Source organism: Sphingomonas sp. UBA978 (assembly GCF_002292295.1).
GTDB lineage: Bacteria > Pseudomonadota > Alphaproteobacteria > Sphingomonadales > Sphingomonadaceae > Sphingomonas.
Genome location: NZ_DBBS01000011.1, coordinates 54,595 through 72,863, shown reverse-complemented (window position 1 = coordinate 72,863; position 18,269 = coordinate 54,595). Strand labels below are relative to the sequence as shown.

Annotated in this window: 10 protein-coding genes; all 10 read right to left on the bottom strand. The window is 67.2% G+C overall.

The annotated features are described in order from the left end of the window. Positions 1 to 44: 44 nt before the first annotated feature. The 10 genes from B2515_RS05115 to B2515_RS05070 all read right to left on the bottom strand — a co-directional run bounded on the left by B2515_RS05115 (position 45) and on the right by B2515_RS05070 (position 18,167). A complete protein-coding gene (locus B2515_RS05115; RefSeq protein WP_293874497.1) occupies positions 45 to 2,531 on the bottom strand; it encodes a TonB-dependent siderophore receptor in 2,487 nt (828 codons plus the stop codon). Positions 2,532 to 2,668: 137 nt separating this feature from the next. Then, the gene (locus tag B2515_RS05110; protein ID WP_293874495.1) at positions 2,669 to 3,688 is read right to left on the bottom strand and encodes a LacI family DNA-binding transcriptional regulator; all 1,020 of its coding nucleotides are present in this window, start codon (positions 3,686 to 3,688) and stop codon (positions 2,669 to 2,671) included. Between the two features lie 91 nt (positions 3,689 to 3,779). After that, complete coding sequence (locus B2515_RS05105) at positions 3,780 to 4,280, bottom strand: RidA family protein (protein ID WP_293874493.1); 501 nt, start codon at positions 4,278 to 4,280, stop codon at positions 3,780 to 3,782. A gap of 61 nt (positions 4,281 to 4,341) precedes the next feature. Further along, positions 4,342 to 6,960 (bottom strand): TonB-dependent receptor plug domain-containing protein, encoded by a 2,619-nt coding sequence (locus B2515_RS05100; protein ID WP_293874491.1) that lies wholly within the window; start codon positions 6,958 to 6,960, stop codon positions 4,342 to 4,344. Positions 6,961 to 7,170: 210 nt separating this feature from the next. After that, positions 7,171 to 7,725 (bottom strand): GNAT family N-acetyltransferase, encoded by a 555-nt coding sequence (locus B2515_RS05095; RefSeq protein ID WP_293874488.1) that lies wholly within the window; start codon positions 7,723 to 7,725, stop codon positions 7,171 to 7,173. After that, positions 7,722 to 9,326 (bottom strand): flavin monoamine oxidase family protein, encoded by a 1,605-nt coding sequence (locus B2515_RS05090; RefSeq protein ID WP_293874485.1) that lies wholly within the window; start codon positions 9,324 to 9,326, stop codon positions 7,722 to 7,724. Before B2515_RS05090 ends, B2515_RS05095 begins: the two co-directional genes overlap by 4 nt. A 68-nt stretch (positions 9,327 to 9,394) precedes the next feature. Next, positions 9,395 to 11,761, bottom strand: a complete 2,367-nt coding sequence (locus B2515_RS05085; RefSeq protein WP_293874641.1) for a TonB-dependent receptor — start codon at positions 11,759 to 11,761, stop codon at positions 9,395 to 9,397. A 234-nt stretch (positions 11,762 to 11,995) separates the two neighbouring features. Beyond that, a complete protein-coding gene (locus tag B2515_RS05080; RefSeq protein WP_293874482.1) occupies positions 11,996 to 13,261 on the bottom strand; it encodes a dipeptidase in 1,266 nt (421 codons plus the stop codon). Next, a complete protein-coding gene (locus B2515_RS05075) occupies positions 13,261 to 15,354 on the bottom strand; it encodes a penicillin acylase family protein (protein WP_293874479.1) in 2,094 nt (697 codons plus the stop codon). Before B2515_RS05075 ends, B2515_RS05080 begins: the two co-directional genes overlap by 1 nt. Before the next feature lie 14 nt (positions 15,355 to 15,368). Then, complete coding sequence (locus tag B2515_RS05070) at positions 15,369 to 18,167, bottom strand: TonB-dependent receptor (protein ID WP_293874476.1); 2,799 nt, start codon at positions 18,165 to 18,167, stop codon at positions 15,369 to 15,371. Positions 18,168 to 18,269 lie beyond the last annotated feature (102 nt).

Below are 18,269 nucleotides of genomic sequence, written 5' to 3'. Positions count from 1 at the left end.
GCTCGCAATGACGAACATGCGGATCAATCTGATGTCATCCGATTCTAGAACTTCAGGCCGATCGTCGCGCTGACGTTGCGGCCGGGGAAGGCGCGCGCGGTGTTGATGCCGTTGGCGGGCAGCGTGTCCGTCGCCAGCCCCAGTTCGGTGATCGCCAGCACGTTGAACAGGTTCTGCGCGTTGACCGACAGGCGCAGCGCGGGGGTGACCGAGAAGGAGGCGAATGCCCCCGTCATCACATAACCCGGGATCTTCAGCCCGTTATTGTCCGACGCATAGGACGAGGTCGTACCGATGAAGTTCGCGCCGAGGGAGAAGCGGTCGAGCACGATCGACGGCGTCGCCTGGAAGATCAGGTCGGCCTGACGATAGGGCGTATTGCCTTCGAGCGCGGGCTGCACCTCGCTCTCGGTGATCCGCGCATGCGTGTAGGTCGCGCCGCCGGTCAGGTGGAAGATGTCGTAATCGACGCCGGCTTCCAGCTCGAGGCCGTAGGAGCGATACTTGTTGTTGATGAGCCGCTGCTGCGGGATGATGATCTCGTTCGCTTCCGCGGTCGTCGCACGGAAGGCGGTGAGGTTGGCGAAAACGGGGCCCGAGCGAAATTTGACGCCGGCTTCCTGCTGGTTGACGAAATTGACCGCGATCTCGTCGGCGATGCTGCCATTGTCGCGGACGCCGCCGCCGAACAGGACGCGATCGGCGTTGAAGCGGGCGCCGCGGCTGACGCGGGCGAACAGCGCGAGATCGTTCTGGATCTCGAAGTTCGCACCGATCGACCAGGTGAAGTAATTCTTGCGATAGTCGACGGGCTTGGCGTTCGCCAGACGGGCGACCGGAACGGTGCGCTCGGGCACCTGGATCACGCCGTCGCCGTTGACGTCGAGCACGGTCAGCCCGTTGTTGGTGGCGTACCGGCCATCCGCCTTCGAGCTGTTCCAGCGCACGCTGCCGTCGACGTTGAGGCGGCCGGTCTTCCACGTCACCGCGAGATAGGGCGCGTCGATCTTGTAGTTCACGTCGTAATAGCGCTGGCAGCAATTGCCGAACACCGGTTCGCCATAGGCGATCAGGCCGTTCTGCGTCTGCGCCTGCCCGGCGGCGTTATAGACGTCGAGCAGCGCGGGCCGGTTGCCCGACACTTCCTGCAGATAGCTGTTCCAGTGCCAGTCCATCTCGATCGACTGGAACGACTTGAAATAGCCGAGCGTGACCGTACCCGACCCCGCGCTGCCGCCGTCGAAGTCGCGGGCCAGCGTCAGGATGTTGGTGACGTTGGTGAAGTCGTTCAGCGTCACGTTGAACAGCAGAGCATTGGTTGCGAGGCCATTGCCGTTGAGGGCGCCGGGATTGGCGATCGTCTGGCCGGCATTGGGACCGTTGGCGTAGCGCAACGTCGCGCCGGCGCCACCGATCGAGGTGGCGAAGGACGCGGCGGTCGCGACATTGGCGGCATAGGGCGTGGTGAAGCCGCCCGAATTCTTGGCATAGTTGAACTTGTCGTCGAAGTTCCAGCCGCCGCCGAGGTCGAACGACGCCTCGCCGCCGATGCCGCGCACCTTGGTGCGATAGCCGTCGGCGACATCGGTACGGATGCGCTTGCCATCGAGACCGACCGCGAGGTCGGAACGGAAATAGGGCGATTGCAGCGGATCGTTCTTCGGATCGAAACCGGGCAGCGCGCTGAACTTGGGATCGCTGTTGGTGCCGCTGACGCGGATCGGCACCGGGATATAGGCGGGCGCGCGATCGTCGAGGAACTTGCCGTTCAGCCGGACGAAGCCGTTGGCGAAATTGCGGGTGATGTTCGCCTTGATCTGGCCGCCCTTCTCGGCGTTGTAGCCGATCTTCTTCACGCCATCGCCGATCCGGTAGAAGCCGCCGACGTGGAACGACCAGTCCTCGCCGATCGGCGCGCCGTAATCGGCGTCGATGCGGGTGCGGTCGAAATCGAGGCCGCGGGTCACCGCGACGTTGCCGCCGGCGGTCTTGCCGGTCTTGCTGATGAAGTTGATGATCGCGCCCGGCGCGTTGCTGGTGAAGGTCGAGGCGGAGCCGCCGCGGACGACCTCGACGCGCTGGACGTTGTTGTCGGGGCGGACGAAGGCGTCGGCGGTGGCGAAGGCGATGTCGCCGAAGTCGAGGACGGGCAGGCCGTCCTCCTGGAACTGGACGAACTTGGCGCCGCCGCTGGCGACCGGCAGGCCGCGCACGGCAATGTTGGCGTTGCCCTCGCCGCCCGAGGCTTCCGAACGCAGGCCCGGGACGTTGCGGACGAGATCGGCGCTGCCGAGCGGCGCGGCCTGCGCGATCTGCGTCGCGTCGAGCGCGCTGACCGAGATGCTGGTGGTGAGGCGGCGTTCGGGACGCGCGGTGCCGGTGACGATGATGTCCGCGGCCTGATCGTCGGCAGCGGCGGCATCACCGGCCTGGGCGGCAGCGGCCGGCGGCGAGGCAACCTGCGCCTCGGCGACCAGCGGCATGAACGATGCCAAGGCGACGCTGGCGAACAAATATGATGCGTTCCGCATGAAACCCTCTCCTGCACGACCTGCCGTTGGCGGCGGTCTCGTTGAGGGCAGCCTATAGCCGAGCTGCAAAGGATTGCAACAATCGTTTGCAAAGAGCGCACGGCGATGGACTGGGCGATTGCGCGCCGTCGCCGGCGTCAGGCGGAATCGCGCGCGATCAGCACCGGGGGCATGACCACCGAGGGGGCTTCGCGGCCGTCCATGCGGTCGAACAGCGCGCGGATCATCGCCGAGGCGCCATAAGCGACGTCCTGCCGGATCGTCGTCAGCCGGGGCACGATATGATTGGCGAGCGGCAGGTCGTCGAAGCCGATCACCGGCATCCCGTCCGGCACGGCGATGCCGCGATCCGCCAGCACGCGGACGATGCGCATCGCGATGACGTCCGATGCGGCGGCGATGCCGTCGATGCCGTCGCCGAGGCGATCGAGATGCGCCGTGATCTCTGCGGTCATCACGTCCGATGCGAGATGCGTCGCGCAGGCGAGCGGCGGAGCGATTCCCGCCTCCCCGCAGGCATCCTGCAACCCCTGGTAGCGATGGACCAGCTCCAGCGTCCGCGTCTCGCCGAAGAAGGCGATGCGGCAGCACCCGCGCGCGATCAGCCGCCGGCCGGCGAGCAGGCCGCCGAGCCGGTTGTCGACGCCGACCGCGCAATGCCGCTGCCCCTCGACCATGCTGCCCCACACCACCAGCTGCCGGTAGCGCGCGGCGACGCGCTCGATCGCGGCGAACTGGTCGGACTGGCCGATCAGCAGCACCCCGTCGAGCATGCCCGAATCGACGATCCGCTCCAGCCAGTCGTCCGCGTCGGGGATGACGCGCGAGAGCATGATGTCATAGCCGCCCTCGGTCAGCTGATCGGCGAGATGGCCCATGATCGTCATGAAGAACGGGTCGGACAGATGCTGGCGCTTCTCGTGCCCCAGCGGGACGACGACGCCGACGACGTTCGTCTTCTGCGTCCGCAGGCGGCTGGCCATCTGGTTCGGGCGAAAGCCGTGTTCGGCCGCCAGCGCCTGGATCCGCGCGCGCGTTTCGGCATTGACCAACGGATTGTTGGCGAGCGCGCGCGACACGGTGCCGGAGTGCACGCCGGCAAGTCGCGCGATATCCTGCAGCGTGCGCGCCCGAGGGGACGTGGGATCGGTGGTCATGACGGTCCGTCGAATGCGTGGGTGGTCAGGTAGGGCCTAAACCACGCCACGGGCAATGCGTAACGATCCCACGCCGGCGGGACGCCGCGTCCTATTTGGCCGCCGTCGCCTCGATCTCGACGAGGAAGGCCGGACCGGCGAGCGCCGCCACCTGCACGGTCGAGCGGGCAACGGTGCCGGGATTGTCGGCGGTGCCGAAGAATTGCTTGAAGCCGTCGTTCATGCCGGCAAAATCCATCTTGCCGCCCAGCTTCGGATCGCCGGCGACGAAGACCGTGAGCTTGATGACGTCGCTCATCGCATAGCCATGCTCCTTCAGGATCGCCTTGATCTTGTTCAGCACGCTGATCGTCTGCGTCTTCGTGTCGCCGAAATCGGCGATCGTCAGCTGCGCCGGCGGCACCTTTTTGGCGGGATCGAGCGGCGCGGCGAGCTGTCCGCTGAGGTACAAAGTCGTCGCGCCGGGCTTTACCGTCACCGATTGCAGGATGAGGCCGGCGGGCGTGTTGGCATGCTTTTCGACGGTCTGTGCGGTGGCGGGCGCGGCCAGCAGGGCGGCGGCGAGCAGCGCGGCGCGGTAACGACGATTCATGGTATTCATTCTCCCGTTGAAAGTCGGGCCGCGGCCGGCGGATGCCCGCCGCGGCGGCAGTTCAGAACGATACGTTGAGGCGCGCGTAATAATAGCCGCCGTTGATGCCATAGGGGCTGAAGGTCAGCGGCGCGTCGAGCACGTTGCCGCCGTTCACCAGCGTCAGATTGGTCGTCCCCGGTACCAGCGGCACCGTTGGCGGCCGTTTGTTGAAGACGTTGTTCGCGCCGAACGCGAGAACGAGGTCGGGCGTGATGTCGTAGTTCAGCTCGATATCCCCGATGAAGGCGGTGCCGATCGTCTGCTTGTAATAGGTGCCGCCGTTGGGCGTCAGCTGCGCCGACGACTTGCCGTACACCGTGCCACGCACCGTCGCGGAGAAATCACCGATCGCATAGAGCACCGACGAGATGACCTTCACCCGCGGCGACGCGGTTTCGATATTCGCCTGCGCACCGCGATCGAACAGCGGGATGACCTGCCCGGTCGCGGGGTTGGTCAGCGTCGCGGGTGCCGGGATCAGCTTCGCGAGCCTAGTCCGGTTGTAATTGCCCGAGATCGTCCAGTTCGCCTTGCCGTATTCGCCGAAGTCGCTGGCATAGCTGACGACCAGATCGACGCCGCGGGTGCGCGTGTCGGCGCCGTTGGTGAAGATGTTGATGCCAGTCTGGCTGACGGTGGGATCGAGCACGTTGCCGTTGGCGACGATCGCACGCGTGACGATCGGAAAATTGACCGCGCCGCCGCTGCCGAAGATCGATCCCGTGCCGAGGATGCGATCGCGGATCTTCACCTGATAGGCGTCGAGCGTGATCGTCAGCCGGTCGATCGGGCGGATGACGGTGCCGAACGAATAGTTGGTCGATTTTTCCGGCTTGAGATTCTGGAAGCCGATCAGCTTCGCGGCGGCGGAATTGGCCGGCAGCTGGACGAATGCCGCAGTCGGCGAGACGTTGGTCGCCGAATAATAGCTTTCCGCCAGCGTCGGCGCGCGGAAGCCGGTGGACATGGTGCCACGCAGGGCGAAGGCGTCGGAGAAGTCGTAGCGCCCCGTGCCCTTGTAGATGAACCTGCTGCCGAAATCGGAATAATGTTCGTAGCGGCCGGCGACGTCGACCTTCAGCCCCTCGATCGGGTTGGCGGCAACGTCGATATAGGCCGCCTGTGCGTTGCGGCCGTTGGTGCCGGCATCGGAGGGACGGAAGCCGGGATAGGATTGCCCGCCCTCCTTGTAGATCGACCCCGGATCGCCCGAGCCGATCTGATAGACGTTCTTGCGATATTCGCCGCCAAAGGCGAGATTGACCGGGCTGGCCAGCCCCGCCGCGATCTCATGCGTGAAATCGGCGTTGACGGTGAATTCGGTCGATTTGAAGAAGCCGTCGTAGAAGGTGGTGGGGGTGAAACCGGTGTCCGCATAGAGCGAGGCGTTGGCGGTGTTGACCGTGTATATCTCGTTCTTGTCCTGCCCGAAGGTCGTGGACAGGTCGTAGTGGAGGTCGCCCGCCACGCCGCGGACGCCGCCGGTGAAGGCCATGTCGTCCTCGCGAATCTTTTCGCGCGGGATGAAGCCGTTGACCGGGCTGTCGCCCTCGGGATCGAAATAGGTGGTGACGCCGGCGACGGTGCGCGAGACGCGGGTCGGCACGCGGACATTCTCGTTCGCGCTGGCGATCCGCTTCGAATAGGTGCCGAAGCTGTAGATCTCGCCGCTGCCGAAATCGTAGGCGGAATTATATTGCAGGTTGGTCAGCCGCGATTGCGCATCGCCGCTGATCGGGTTGACGAAGGGGAAGCCCGCCATCCCCGGATAGAGCTGGCGCTGGAGTGCGCTGATCCCATAGGTCGTCGGGGTGGCGAGCGGCAGCAGCACGCCATTGGCGTCGGTGACGCGCCGGTCGAGCCCGCCGGTGCGGGTGAAGTCGTGATAGCGGTGGAAGGCGGTGACGTTGAAATAGCCGCTGTCGCCGACGTTCGTCGCAAGGTGCAGCGTGCCGGCATAGGTTTCACCGCCGACGTCGTAATTCTTGCCGGCGGTGACATAGCCGTCGCCGCCCTCCTTGTCGTCCTTGAGGATGACGTTGATGACGCCGGCGATCGCGTCGGAGCCATATTGCGCGGCGGCGCCGTCCTCCAACACCTCGATCCGCTTGATCGACGAGGGGCTGATAAGGTCGAGATCGGCGGTCGCCGCCCCCTGATACGGGCCGCCGAGCACGGCGAGATTGGCGGTGCCGTGGCGGCGCTTGCCATTGACCAGTACCAGCGTGTGATTGGGGCTGAGCCCGCGCAGCCGTGCCGAGAGCGTCAGGTTCGCCGTGTCGCCGCCGAACGCCTGCGCGGTGAAGGACGGCACGAGCTGGGTCAGCACCTGGTTGAGATTGGGTTGGCCGACGTGGCTGAGCGTCTCGGCGTCGAGCACCTTGATCGGCGCGGCGCTTTCGGCGGCGGTGATGCCGGTGGCGCGGGTGCCGGTGACGATGATGTCGTCGCCGCCCTGCTGGCCCGCGTCCGACACCAGCGTCTGCTGCGCATCGGCGACCGGATCGACGACGCTGGTCGCCGCCACCGGCGTCAACACCGGTGGCGGCATCCGGTCCTGCGCCTGGGCGGCGGAAGCCTGTGCGACGAAGAGCATGGCCGCAATCGCGGCGCGCGACGTTCCCGTTTCGAAGTTCATGGATTGCCCCCCAATGATATCAGGTAAGCCTCGCCATCCCCGCCCCGATGTGTTTTATGATGAACGCACACCTTCTCTCATCGAATGACAGTATTCGATGCCCCATACCCTTTTACACTGAACGTTTTCATGATCGGTGATGTCGTAAGCATTGCAATGTGATTCGGTCTTTACTGCACATTTCCGAATCTTTTTTCAGATATGTTACATTTACGCAACAATCGCCTTACTCATCGTGACGAAGGGTACGGCGACGCCACCGCAATTCTGCAGCAGCGTCGCCTCGGCCCGATAGCCGTGGGTGGCGTAGAAGGGCTCGCCGGGCAGCGTCGCCATCAGCGTCGTCCGGCGGAACCCCGCCTGCCGCGCCGCCGCCTCGCACGCCACCAGCAAGGCCCGGCCGACGCCACGTCGCGCCTGCTCCTCGCCGACGAAGAACGCCCGGATCCGCGCCGCATCGACCGCGGGATCGAGCGGCACGCCATCCTGCCGCTCCGCGAAACGATCGCCGCCGAACAGAGTCGCGAACCGGCTCCAGCCGCCGCATCCGGCGAGCGCCCCGTTCCATTCCGCGACCAGATAGGTGCCGTCCGCGACGAGCAGGCTGTCGACGCCGAAGACATGCGCGATCGCCGCCTCGATCTGCGCCCCGGTATAATAGCCCCGGCTGAGCGCGCGCGCCGATCGCTCGATCAGCCGCTCCAGCGCCGGCACGTCGGCCGGCGTGGCGATGCGGATCGCAAGCGCCGGCCCGGCCGCGGTCATGCGGCGCGGGTGGCCGGGGTCGGGGTGACCAGCGCCTGTGCGGTGACGCGACGGGCGAGCGCGAGCACCTGCGCACGGGCGGACTGGATGCCGCCCTCCTGCCAACCGGGCGTCTGGCTGAGCGCGGCGCTGGCGAAATAGACGCGGCCCTCGGGTGCCTGCAGGAAGCGGAACGCGGCGGTGTCGATATGCCCTTCCTGCCGGCCGTTGGCGCTGCCGGCGTTCCAGTCGGGCCAGGGGCCGAGGCTGTAGGGGATCTTGTGCCAGTTCACCGCGAGGCCGCCCACCAGATCGGCGCCGTGGCCGGGGTGCAACCGGTCGATCACGCCGCGGCTGAACGCGATCTGCTCGGCGATCGGCCGCTTCTCGAACTCGGCGGCGGCGGGGCCGGAGGAATAGCAGCCGAGCAGCATGCCGCGCTCGCTGTGCAGCCCCGCCGACGGATACCAGACCAGCGTCGTCGGGCCGCCGACGAACGAGATGCCGCCGTAGATCTGCTCCTTTTCCCAGAAGCGCGGGCTCTCGAACGCGACCTTGTTCGAATGATCGTAGACGACGCCGGCGATCGCCGTCTTCAGCCGGGGCGAGAAATTGGTGTCGATCCCCGCCAGCACCGGAAAGGGGATCGTGCAGATCAGATAATCGGCGACCAGTGTCTCGGTCGCGCCGCTCGCCTTGTCGCGATAGACCACCTCGACGTCGCCGGAGCGCTGGCGGATGCGCGTCACCTCGGCGCCGCGCAGCGCGGGGCGGCGCAGGGCGTTGTCCATCGCGGCATGGATACGGTCCATGCCGCCGACGGGTTCGAACATCGTGGCCTGCATATAGAGGTTGTCTTCGAACAGCGTCATCGGCAGCCGCTGGTTGGCGAGCAGCTGGTCGAGCGGCATCGCGGTCGACGGCGAGGCGAAGGTGACCCCCGCCCCCGGCGCGGTGCCGAAGCCCGAACGCTCCGTGCCGGTGAACCGGCCGTCGGTACCGAGGTCGCCATAGGCCTTGAGGAACGGCATCAGCCGCTCGCGGTCCGCGGCGGTCAGCTCGCTGTCGAGCGAGCCCTTGCCGATCGCCTTCGCCAGCAGTTCGGCGATGCGACCGCGCATGTCGTTGATCGCGGTGCGCATCCGGATCTTCGACCCGTCGTCGGCCATCACATAGGCGGAACGGCTGGAATTGACCTCCACCTCGAGCGGCACGCCGAACTTCTTCGCATAGCCGAGCAGGCCCTGATGGAAGCTCGGGATGCGGGCCGGGCCGGCGTTGAAATAGACGCCGTCGGAAAAGCGGGCGGTCTGCGTCTCCTCGCCGTTCATCTCGATCCGGTCGCCATCGCGCACCGTCCAGGCGCGCCCGCCGACGCGGGTGCGCGCCTCGAGCAGCGTCACGAGGAAGCCGGCCTGTTCCAGCTCCCAGGCGGAGGTAAGCCCGGCGATGCCGGCACCCAGCACGACGACATGCTTGCCGCGGCCGATCCCGGGCGTCAGCCCGCTCATGTCCTGCGCCTGTGCGGTGCCGACCAGACCCAGCGTCTGCATCGCGCCCAGCGTCGCGCCCAGTCCGCCGGCCAGACCGAGCCGCCCCAGAACCGTCCTGCGTGTTACCATGCCGTAATCCCCCAATGCGAATGTGATCGTGGACAGCCGCGGCGCACGCTCGCGCCGCGGCGAGAGCGTCAGATGTCGACGGACAGCGTCAGCTGGACCGTGCGCGGGCTGAGCGGACGGAACAGGCCATCCCCGGTCAGGGCCGACGAAATGTACGAGAGCACGTCCTTGTCGAACAGATTGTCGACGTTGACGCGGATGCGCGCGTTACGCACCGGGCCGATCGAGAAGCCGTCGCCGATGTCGGCATAGGCCGAGAAGACGGTGAAGCCCGGCAGCGACGATCCCGGCGTGTTCTCGAACGTCGATTGCCGGCGGCTGGTGTATTTGCCGGTGATGTTGGCGACGAACCACGGCGCCGGTTCGACCGTGACGCCACCTGACACGACCCATTTCGCGCTGTCGGGCAGATATTTGTCGGCGATCAGATAGGTGCGCGCCGCCGCGACGATATCGTCCTGGAACTGCGCGTGATTGTAGGTGACGTTGCCGTTGAAATAGGCCGCGCCGTGCAGAAACGCCGGCTTGTAATTGGCGAGCAGTTCCGCGCCATAGGCCTTCACACCGCCGACATTCTGGTAGAAGGTTTCGGTGACGTTGGTCGTCCCCGGCAGGATCGATGCGATCGCCTGGATGCGATTGTCGAACTTCGTGTAGTAACCGGTCAGCGAGGCGAAGAATTCGGGTCGCGTCGTGCGCAGGCCGAGCTCGACGTTCTTCGACCGTTCCGGCGCGGGCGCGCCGACGACCGCGGGCGAATTGGTGTAGGCGACCGAGAAGATGTCATCCATCCCCTTGGGCAGCGCCATATTCTCCGCATAGGAGGCGAACAGCTGCGTGCGGCTGTCGCTGAAGCGATAGAGGAGGCCCGCGGTGGGGAGGAAGTAATCGGTGTAGCGGGCCCGGTTGTACTTTGGTCCCCAGCCGGCGACGTTCACGCCGTTCACCGTGCGCGCGTAATCGGCGAAATCGCGGTAGCCGCGCTGCTGGTAATCGAGGTTGAGCGCCTTGATGCCGAGGTCGACGCTGAACGCGGGCGTCAGATCGATGCGGTCGCGCACGAACATCTGCACCGTCGCGCGCTTCGACCGGTAATCGCGGCGGCCATAGACCAGTTCGCCGTAATTGGGCGTGCTGGCGGGCGAGCCGTCGATCGTGTTCTGGCGACGCTGGTAGCGGCGATAGCGGTCGTCCTCCGCCCAGATGCCGACGTCGATCGCCTGGATGCCGAGCTGCGCGTGCAGGCTCTGGAGGATGCCCTGGCGATAGCCGCCGAGGCTCGACACGCCGAACTGCGTGCCGCGCGGCGCGGTCAGCGCCAGCCCCGACACCAGCCGCTGGCGGTTGTAGAAGGTCAGCGTGTTGGCATAGCTGTCCGGCGAGCTGCCCCAGCCGTCCTTGTCCTCGTAATAGATGGTGGTTTCGGCATGGACGCCGTCGGCGATGCCGGCATGGAAGGTGCCGGCGTACAGCTTGTCCTTGCGGACGTTGATCGCCTGTCCGTAATAATAGGTGTAATTGGCGTTGGAGAAGGGCACGCCCGCCGCCACCGGCGCATAGGCGGGCAGCGGATCGCCGTAATAGCCGCGGTAGCGGCCGACATGGCCGGCGAGGTCAGGCGTCCTGCTGTTGTATTCGGCGCGCGACAGCGTCGGGGAATCATAGTCGAAGAAGTCGTTCGAAACGAACTTGAACCGCGCCCAGCTGGTGTCGGTCACGTCGACCTGCGCCATCGCCTCCCAATGTTCGCGATCGACCGAGCCGGTGCCGCGCCACAGGTCGGTGTCGAGCTTGGTGCGGCTGACGAACGCCTTGAGCGGGCCGATCTTGCCGGTGCTGACCCGGACGAAGGTGCGCTTCATGTCGAAATCGCCGAAGCTCTGCGAGATGAAGGTGCCGAGTTCGTCCTGCGGCACGATCGAGCGATAGGAGACGACCGGCCCGAGCGACGAATAGGTCGGCATCGTCACCCCGCCCGCGCCCGGCGACGCCTCGACCACGCCCAGATTTTCGTTGTCGACGTAGCGGAACACCGGGCTGCCGCCGAAGGCGTCGCTGCGCCCCATCGGCACGCCGTCGACGACGAAGCCGATCTGGTCGAGGTTGAAGGCGCGCGCCTGCACGCTGTTGCCGAATTCGTAGAGGCCGAGCGCACCGTCGGTCTGCACGTTGAAGCCGGGCAGCGATTCGAGCATCTTGAGGCCGGAAATGCCCGATGGCGCGGAGAGCAATGCCTCGCGCGTCACCGCGACGGTGCTGGTGATACGATCCTCGCCCACCGCCTCGCTCGCCTGGCTGATGCGGCGGCCGCTGATGACGATATCCTGCCCCTCGCCCGCCGGCGCCTCGGTTGCCTGCGCCTCGGTCGCCTGCGTGCCGGTGTCGGCATTCTCGGCGGACGTCGCCTGCGCGGCGGCAGCCCCGGTGGTCAGCATGAGCGCGGCGGTGGCGAAGACGAGGCCCAGCGCCGTAGCGGCGGGGGTCGAGACACGAAGACGAGTCACGCGCAATCTCCTGATCTGGTCGGCGCACCGACGGGACATTGCTATCCAGATCATCCCCCCCGGGACTTCCGCTGCGGCCGGTTGTGGCGGTCCGCATCCATTCGCACGCGCCTGCTCAGTGCAGGGCCGGACCAGCCTCCCCGTCGTGCCGGATCGCCGACGCGATCACGAGGTGACCGGGATGGCCGGGCGCGCGGCCGGGTCGGCGGCGGCCTGTGCCGCGTCGAGCACGCGCAGCGCATTGCCGCCCCACACCTTGGCGACGTCCGCCGCGCCGAACCCGCGCGCGAGCAGCGCCGCGGTGATCTTCGGGAAGGCGGTGATGTCGTCGAACCCCTCGACCCCGCCGCCACCGTCGAAATCGCCGCTGATACCGACGTGATCGATCCCCGCCACGTCGATGGCATGGAGCAGATGCTTCATCACATTGTCGAAGGTCGCGCGCGGCACCGGCCAGCGCGCGTCGATCGCCTTGCGCTCGGCGAGGAAGGCCTTGCGATCCGCCTCGGTCATCGTCGCGCGCGGCGGCAGCTTCGCCATCAGCGCCGCCATCGCCGCCTCGCGTGCCGGAACCTTGGGCTGGGCGATCATATAGCCGTCGAAGGCGTTGATCTGGACGACGCCGCCCTTCGCCGCCAGCGCGCGCAGGTCGGCATCGGTGACGTTGCGCGGATGGTCGAAGATCGCGCGCACCCCCGAATGCGACAGGATCACCGGCGCCTTCGACAGCGCGATCGTCTGGCGCAGCACGTCGTCGGAGGCGTGGCTCAGGTCGATCAGGATGCCGAGCCGGTTCGCCTCCGCCACGAACGCCTTGCCTTTGGGGCTGAGGCCGTTCCATTCGGGCGTGTCGGTGGCGCTGTCGGCAAGGTCGTCGTTCTTGAAGTGGACGGGGCTCATCATCGTGACGCCGAGCCGCTGGAAGCTGCGCATCAGCGACAGGTCCGCCTCGAACGGATAGCCATTCTCCATGCTCATGAACACGAACCGCCGCTTCGCCGCGACCGCAGCCCGCGCCTCTGCGGCGGTGGTGACCAGCCGGAAGGCGTCGGGGTGGCGCGCCACCATCTCGCGAATCTGCACCGCGCGGACGAGCGCGGCGTCGCGCGCCTCGCGATCCCCCTCCGGCGTGCGCGGCCCCTGCGCGGTGAAGATCGCGAAGAAGCCGCCGTCGATCCCGCCTTCGACCATGCGCGGGTAATCGACCTGATCGCCGCTGTCGGCGCGGCTGTGGCGGTCCATGATGCTCCAGCCGGGGCGGCCGAGATTGGCGGGCGTGTCGAAATGCGTGTCGAGGACGATCGCCGCGTCATGGACCTGCCGTGCGTCCTGCGTGCGCGCGGGTTGCTTCGGGGCGCCCTGGGCGGACACCGGGGTCGGCAGCATGGCGAGCGCGAACGCGGCCAGCGGGACAAGCAAGGTCGTGCGCATCAGAAACGGGTCCTGTCTTCGACGTGACGCTCCACTTCGGTTCGCTCTATCCACAGCGTACGGAAAGTCTTCGAGGTTAGGAAGCGCAATTGATCGCTGTTGTGCGGCGATCCCGGCTGGCTGGAATTGCCATAGCTCATCATGCCCAACGCCTTCATCGGCTTGGAGAATTCTATCATCGACACCCAGGTTTCGCCATGGACGGGGGTGCGTTCGCCGTTCTTCATCGGCCCCCAGGTGATCGTGCGGAACACGCCGGTGTTGCCGAATCCGCCGTTGCCGGGAAGGCTGACGTCGCCGAGGTGGAACCGCGACGACTCGCCGAACGGACGGTCGAGCGCGCCGTACAGCTGGCGCGTCTTCGCGACCGCCGCCTTGAGCATCGCGACCGCGGCGGCGGGGTCCTTCAGCCCGCGTGGCGTGGCGAGCGGATCGTCGAGCGTCCACTTCACCGCATAATTGCTCTGGTCGACAAAATTACGCGGCGCGAACAGGGCGGCCCAGGTTTCGAACAGCAGCGCGCCGCGCGCGTCGGCGTCGAATTTATGGTTCCAGCCCGCCAGCAGGGCGGCAGCGGCGGCGATGTCCGGATCGGCATTGCCCTTTGCCGCGGCGAGCAGGTCCGGCAGCAGCCGGTCCGCCATCAGCGAGCCGGTCTCCAGCTTGCGCGCGACGAAATCGTCGAAGGACAGTTTAGGCGTCGCGGTCATCAGCATCACCGAATGCTGCGCGCGCTGGCTGACCGGGCCGACCGGCGCGACATAGCCGGGGAACGCCTTGGGATCGAGCTGGCGCGGCCAGGTCGCGAGCCAGGGCGGATCGTTGGCGTTCTGGACGAAGCCGCTGGCGGGATCGACCACCTTGGGCAAATCGTCATAGCCGTGGACGTCGCGCCACAGCGTCGCCGAGGTGTCGCCCGCCACCGGCCTGGACCAGGTGGCGACGTCGCCGTCGGCGTGTCGCGGCAGGATGCCGTTGTCGATATACATGATGTGGCCGGCGCGATCGGCATAGACGATGTTAAACATCGGCACCTGCATCCGCCGCAGCGCACGCTGGAAGGCGGCGAAGTCGTGCGCCTTGCCCATGTCGAGATACTGCTGGAGCACGCCGGGGCGGTCGAGGCCGGCGACCTTCAGCGCGATCGTGCCGCCGTTTCTGGGCAGGTCGAACACCGGCCCCTGCGTCGCATAGCGCTGCGTGAAGGCGACCGTCTTCAGCGTGCCGTCGGGCTGGCGCACGCGGTAGCTCTTCTGCGCGGTGGTGAACGGCAGCACCTTGCCGTCGTAGCGATAGCCGCCGTCGGCCAGCGTGAGTTTATAGCTCGCATAGCCCAGCATCGTGTTGACGGTGTTGGTGAAGCCGAGGTCGTCGTTGAACGCGAAGCGTAGCACCGGCAGGCCGACCTGCGTCGCGCCATAGACGCTGTAGCCGGGCGCGTTCAGATGCGCCTCGTAATAGGTCAGCATGCTCGGCGCCCAGGGCAGATGCGGGTTGGCGAGCAGCATCACCTTGCCGCTGGCCGAGCGCGACGGCGCCACCGCCCAGGCGTTCGACCCGCCCGCCTCGTTGGTCGTCGGATCGGCGAGCACCTTGCGGTCCGAGGCGATGTAGACATAGTTCATCAGCCGGTGTGCATGCGCCATCACGTCGGTGCCGCTGACCGGCAGCACGCGGCGCATCGCCGGATCGAGCGCATCGGGATGCGCAGCGGCATAGGCGTTGATGCCAGCGGCGAAGGCGTCGAGGTCGGCGCGCATCTGCGGCGTCTGCTGGCGGAACCACGTCGCCGCGCGGGTCGGCACGTCGTTGGCGACGAGCCAGCGGTCCTGCGTCTCATTGTCCGCGCCGCCCCAATATTCGGCGGCGCGCCCGCGCGCCTCGCCGAACAGCCGGAGCAGCAGGTTGCCGTGGCTCTGCGCCTGCGCATAGCCGAAGCCCCAGAAGGCGCCGGCCTCCGTCTTCGCATAGACATGGGGGACGCCGAACGTGTCCCACAGGATCTCGCCGCCGCCGGCATGGGTGGCCGGCGTCGCCGCCGGTGCCGCCGCCGCCAGGCCAAGGGCCGCGGCCCGGATGATCGTCGCGCGCATCGCCCCGTTCCTTCTCAAAAGCTGACCGCGACGCGGCCGTAATAATAGCCGCCGGTGAAGCCGTAGGCGCCGCTGGTCGCGTAGAAGCCGGCGCCGGTGTTGACGTTGGTTTGCGTGTCGTTGCGGTCGGGGTAGACGTTGAACAGGTTGTTCGCGCCGACCGCCACCGTCAGGCTGTCGGTCGTCTTCCACGACAGTTCCAGATCGGTGATCCACTTGGCGCCGAAGGTGCGGTCGTTGACGACGGCGTTGCCGTAGGATTTGAAGCTGCCGTAGCGGACGACGCGGGTCGACAAGGTGAAGGCGTCGATCGTCGCGACATTGCCGACGAACAGTTTGGTGCGCGGCAGGTTGACCGTCAGGTTGCTGCGCGACAGCCGGTCGAACAGGACGTAATCGGCGCCCAGCGCGGCGAGCTGCGGCGGGTTCGCCTTCACCCCGGTGATGATCGTCTTGTTGTAATTGTAGCCGAGGTTCCACGCGAGGTTCGCGACCGTGCCGAGCGGGTGGCGGTAGGTCGCGACGACGTCGACGCCGCGGGTGCGGGTGTCGATCGCGTTGGTGTAATATTGCGCGCTGATGTCGGGCGACTGGCCGTTGGCGATCAGGATCGCCGACACCGCATTGCCGGTCAGCGTCGAGGTGATCGCGATCCGGTCGTCGACCCTGATCTGATAGCCGTCGATCGTGACGCTGAGCCGCGCGAGCGGGGTCAACACCAGCCCGGCGCTGAGGTTGGTCGATTTCTCCGGGGTCAGCGGCTGCGCGCCGAGCGCCAGTGCGGCGGGCGAGCCGACCGGCAGCGTCTTGATCTGCAACAGGTTGAGCACCGGCGGCGTGCCAAGGTTGCGGAACTGGCCGGTGGTGGAGGCATAGATCTGCTGCGCCAGCGCCGGGGCGCGGAAGCCGGTGCTCGCCGCACCGCGCAGTGCGATCCAGGGCGTCACGGCGTAGCGCGCATTGACCTTGCCGATCAGCGTGTCGCCGCTGTCGTCGTCATAATGTTCGTAGCGGAGCGCGCCGCCGATCGTGACGTCGCGCGACGGATCCCAGGCGAGGTCGGCATAAGCGGCGAGGTTGTTGCGCTTGACGAAGCCGGCGTCGGACGGCTGGAAGCCCGCCGCGCCCGAGGCACCCGGCGTCGGCCGGCCGAGGCTGGAGGTATAGGTGCCGGCGGCATAGCTGGCGGGTTCGCCCTGCGCGACCTGATAGCTTTCGATGCGGTGCTGCAACCCGCCCGACACCTGCAGCCGGCCCGCGCCGAGCGGATAGGAGCGGGTGAGGTCGAGCGAGTTGACCGCCTCCTTCGAGATCAGCGAACCGACGTAGAATTCGGTGGGGCTGGTCGGGCCGAGCGAGGCGTTGATCGTGCGATCGGCGCGTTGCCGCGACCGGTTGCGCCCCAGCGTCGAGCTGAAGTCCCATTTCCAGCCCGCAATCACGCCGCGCGCGCCGACCGCGACCTCGTAATCCTCCTCGTTGATGACGACGCGCGGGTAGAAGCCGTTGGGATAGACCTGCGGCAGCGCATTGGCGTTGGTCGCCGGACGATAGGTGTAGTTGAGATCGGACTTGCGCTGGCTGTAGGTGCCGAACGCGTAGAGTTCGACGGTGCCGAGGTCGTAGCCGGCGTTGAACGCGGTGTTCAGGCTCTCCTGCGGCATCGCACCGTAATTGGAAGTGACCAGCCGGTCGATCGTCGCCTCGCGCGGGTCGAGCGCGCCGGCGACCAGCGGATAGAGGCGGATGGTGGAGGCGATCGGCTCGGCGCGGTTCGACGCCTGCTGCTTCTTGGCGCCGGCGGACAGGTTGAGGAAGCCGTTCTCGCCGAGGTGGAGGCCGAGGTTGAGATCGGCCTGGAACAGCTCGCCGTCGCTGCGGTCCATGTTCTGGCCCGCGGTGACGGCGCCGAAGCCGCCCGCCGCGTCATGTTTGAGGATGACGTTGATGACGCCGGCGATCGCGTCCGAGCCATATTGCGCGGCGGCACCGTCGCGCAGCACCTCGATATGGTCGACCGCGGCGGTCGGGATCATGTCGAGATCGGCGGGGACCGAGCCGTTGTAGTAATTGGACACGGCGTTGATGAGCGACGTCTTGTGGCGGCGCTTGCCGTTGACGAGGATCAGCGTCTGGTCGGGATTGAGGCCGCGCAGGCCGCCGGTGGCGATCACGGTCGAGGTGCCGCCGCCGGCGCGGGTCGGCAGGTTGAACGAGGGCACCAACGTGTTGAGCGCGGCGAACACGCCCGATTTGCCGGTGCGCTGCAGCTCGGCACCGCTGATGACGTCGATCGGGGTCGGGCTGTCGACGACGGTGCGCGGCTGGCCGCGGCTGCCGGTGACGACGATGTCCGCGGCGGGCTCGTCAACCTGTTGCGCGGTCGGGGCGGTCGGGTCCTGCGCGTCGCTGGCCTGCGCCTGCGCTTGCTGGAACGCGGGGGCGAGCGCCGCCGGGCGGAAAGCGGCGGTGCGCACCGGCTGCGGCAGCGCGGTGGCGGACGGCGGCAGCGACAGCGCGATGACGCCGCCGCCGCTGCGGTTGACGCGCAGGCCGGTGCCCGAGAGCAGCCGGCCGAGCGCCGCCTCCGCCGACATCCGCCCCTTCACCCCGGCGGTGCGCAGGCCGGCGACGCGGTCGTAGGGATAGAGGATCTGCACCCCCGATTGTTCGGCGAAGCGGGCGAGCGCGCCCTGCACCGACTGCGCCTCGATCGCGAAGGCGATCGTCGCCGGCCGGGCGGCCGCGGCGGGTGCCGCAAACGTCATGGCGGCGCCGGTCAGCAACGTCGCCATCATCATGGGTGTCGTCATCGTCAGCCCCCCGGCCATGGTGTTCACTGATGGGGAAGACGGTCGTGACGACACAATCTGCTAACCATCGTGTCATTTTTATTTCATGATGGCTGGACACCG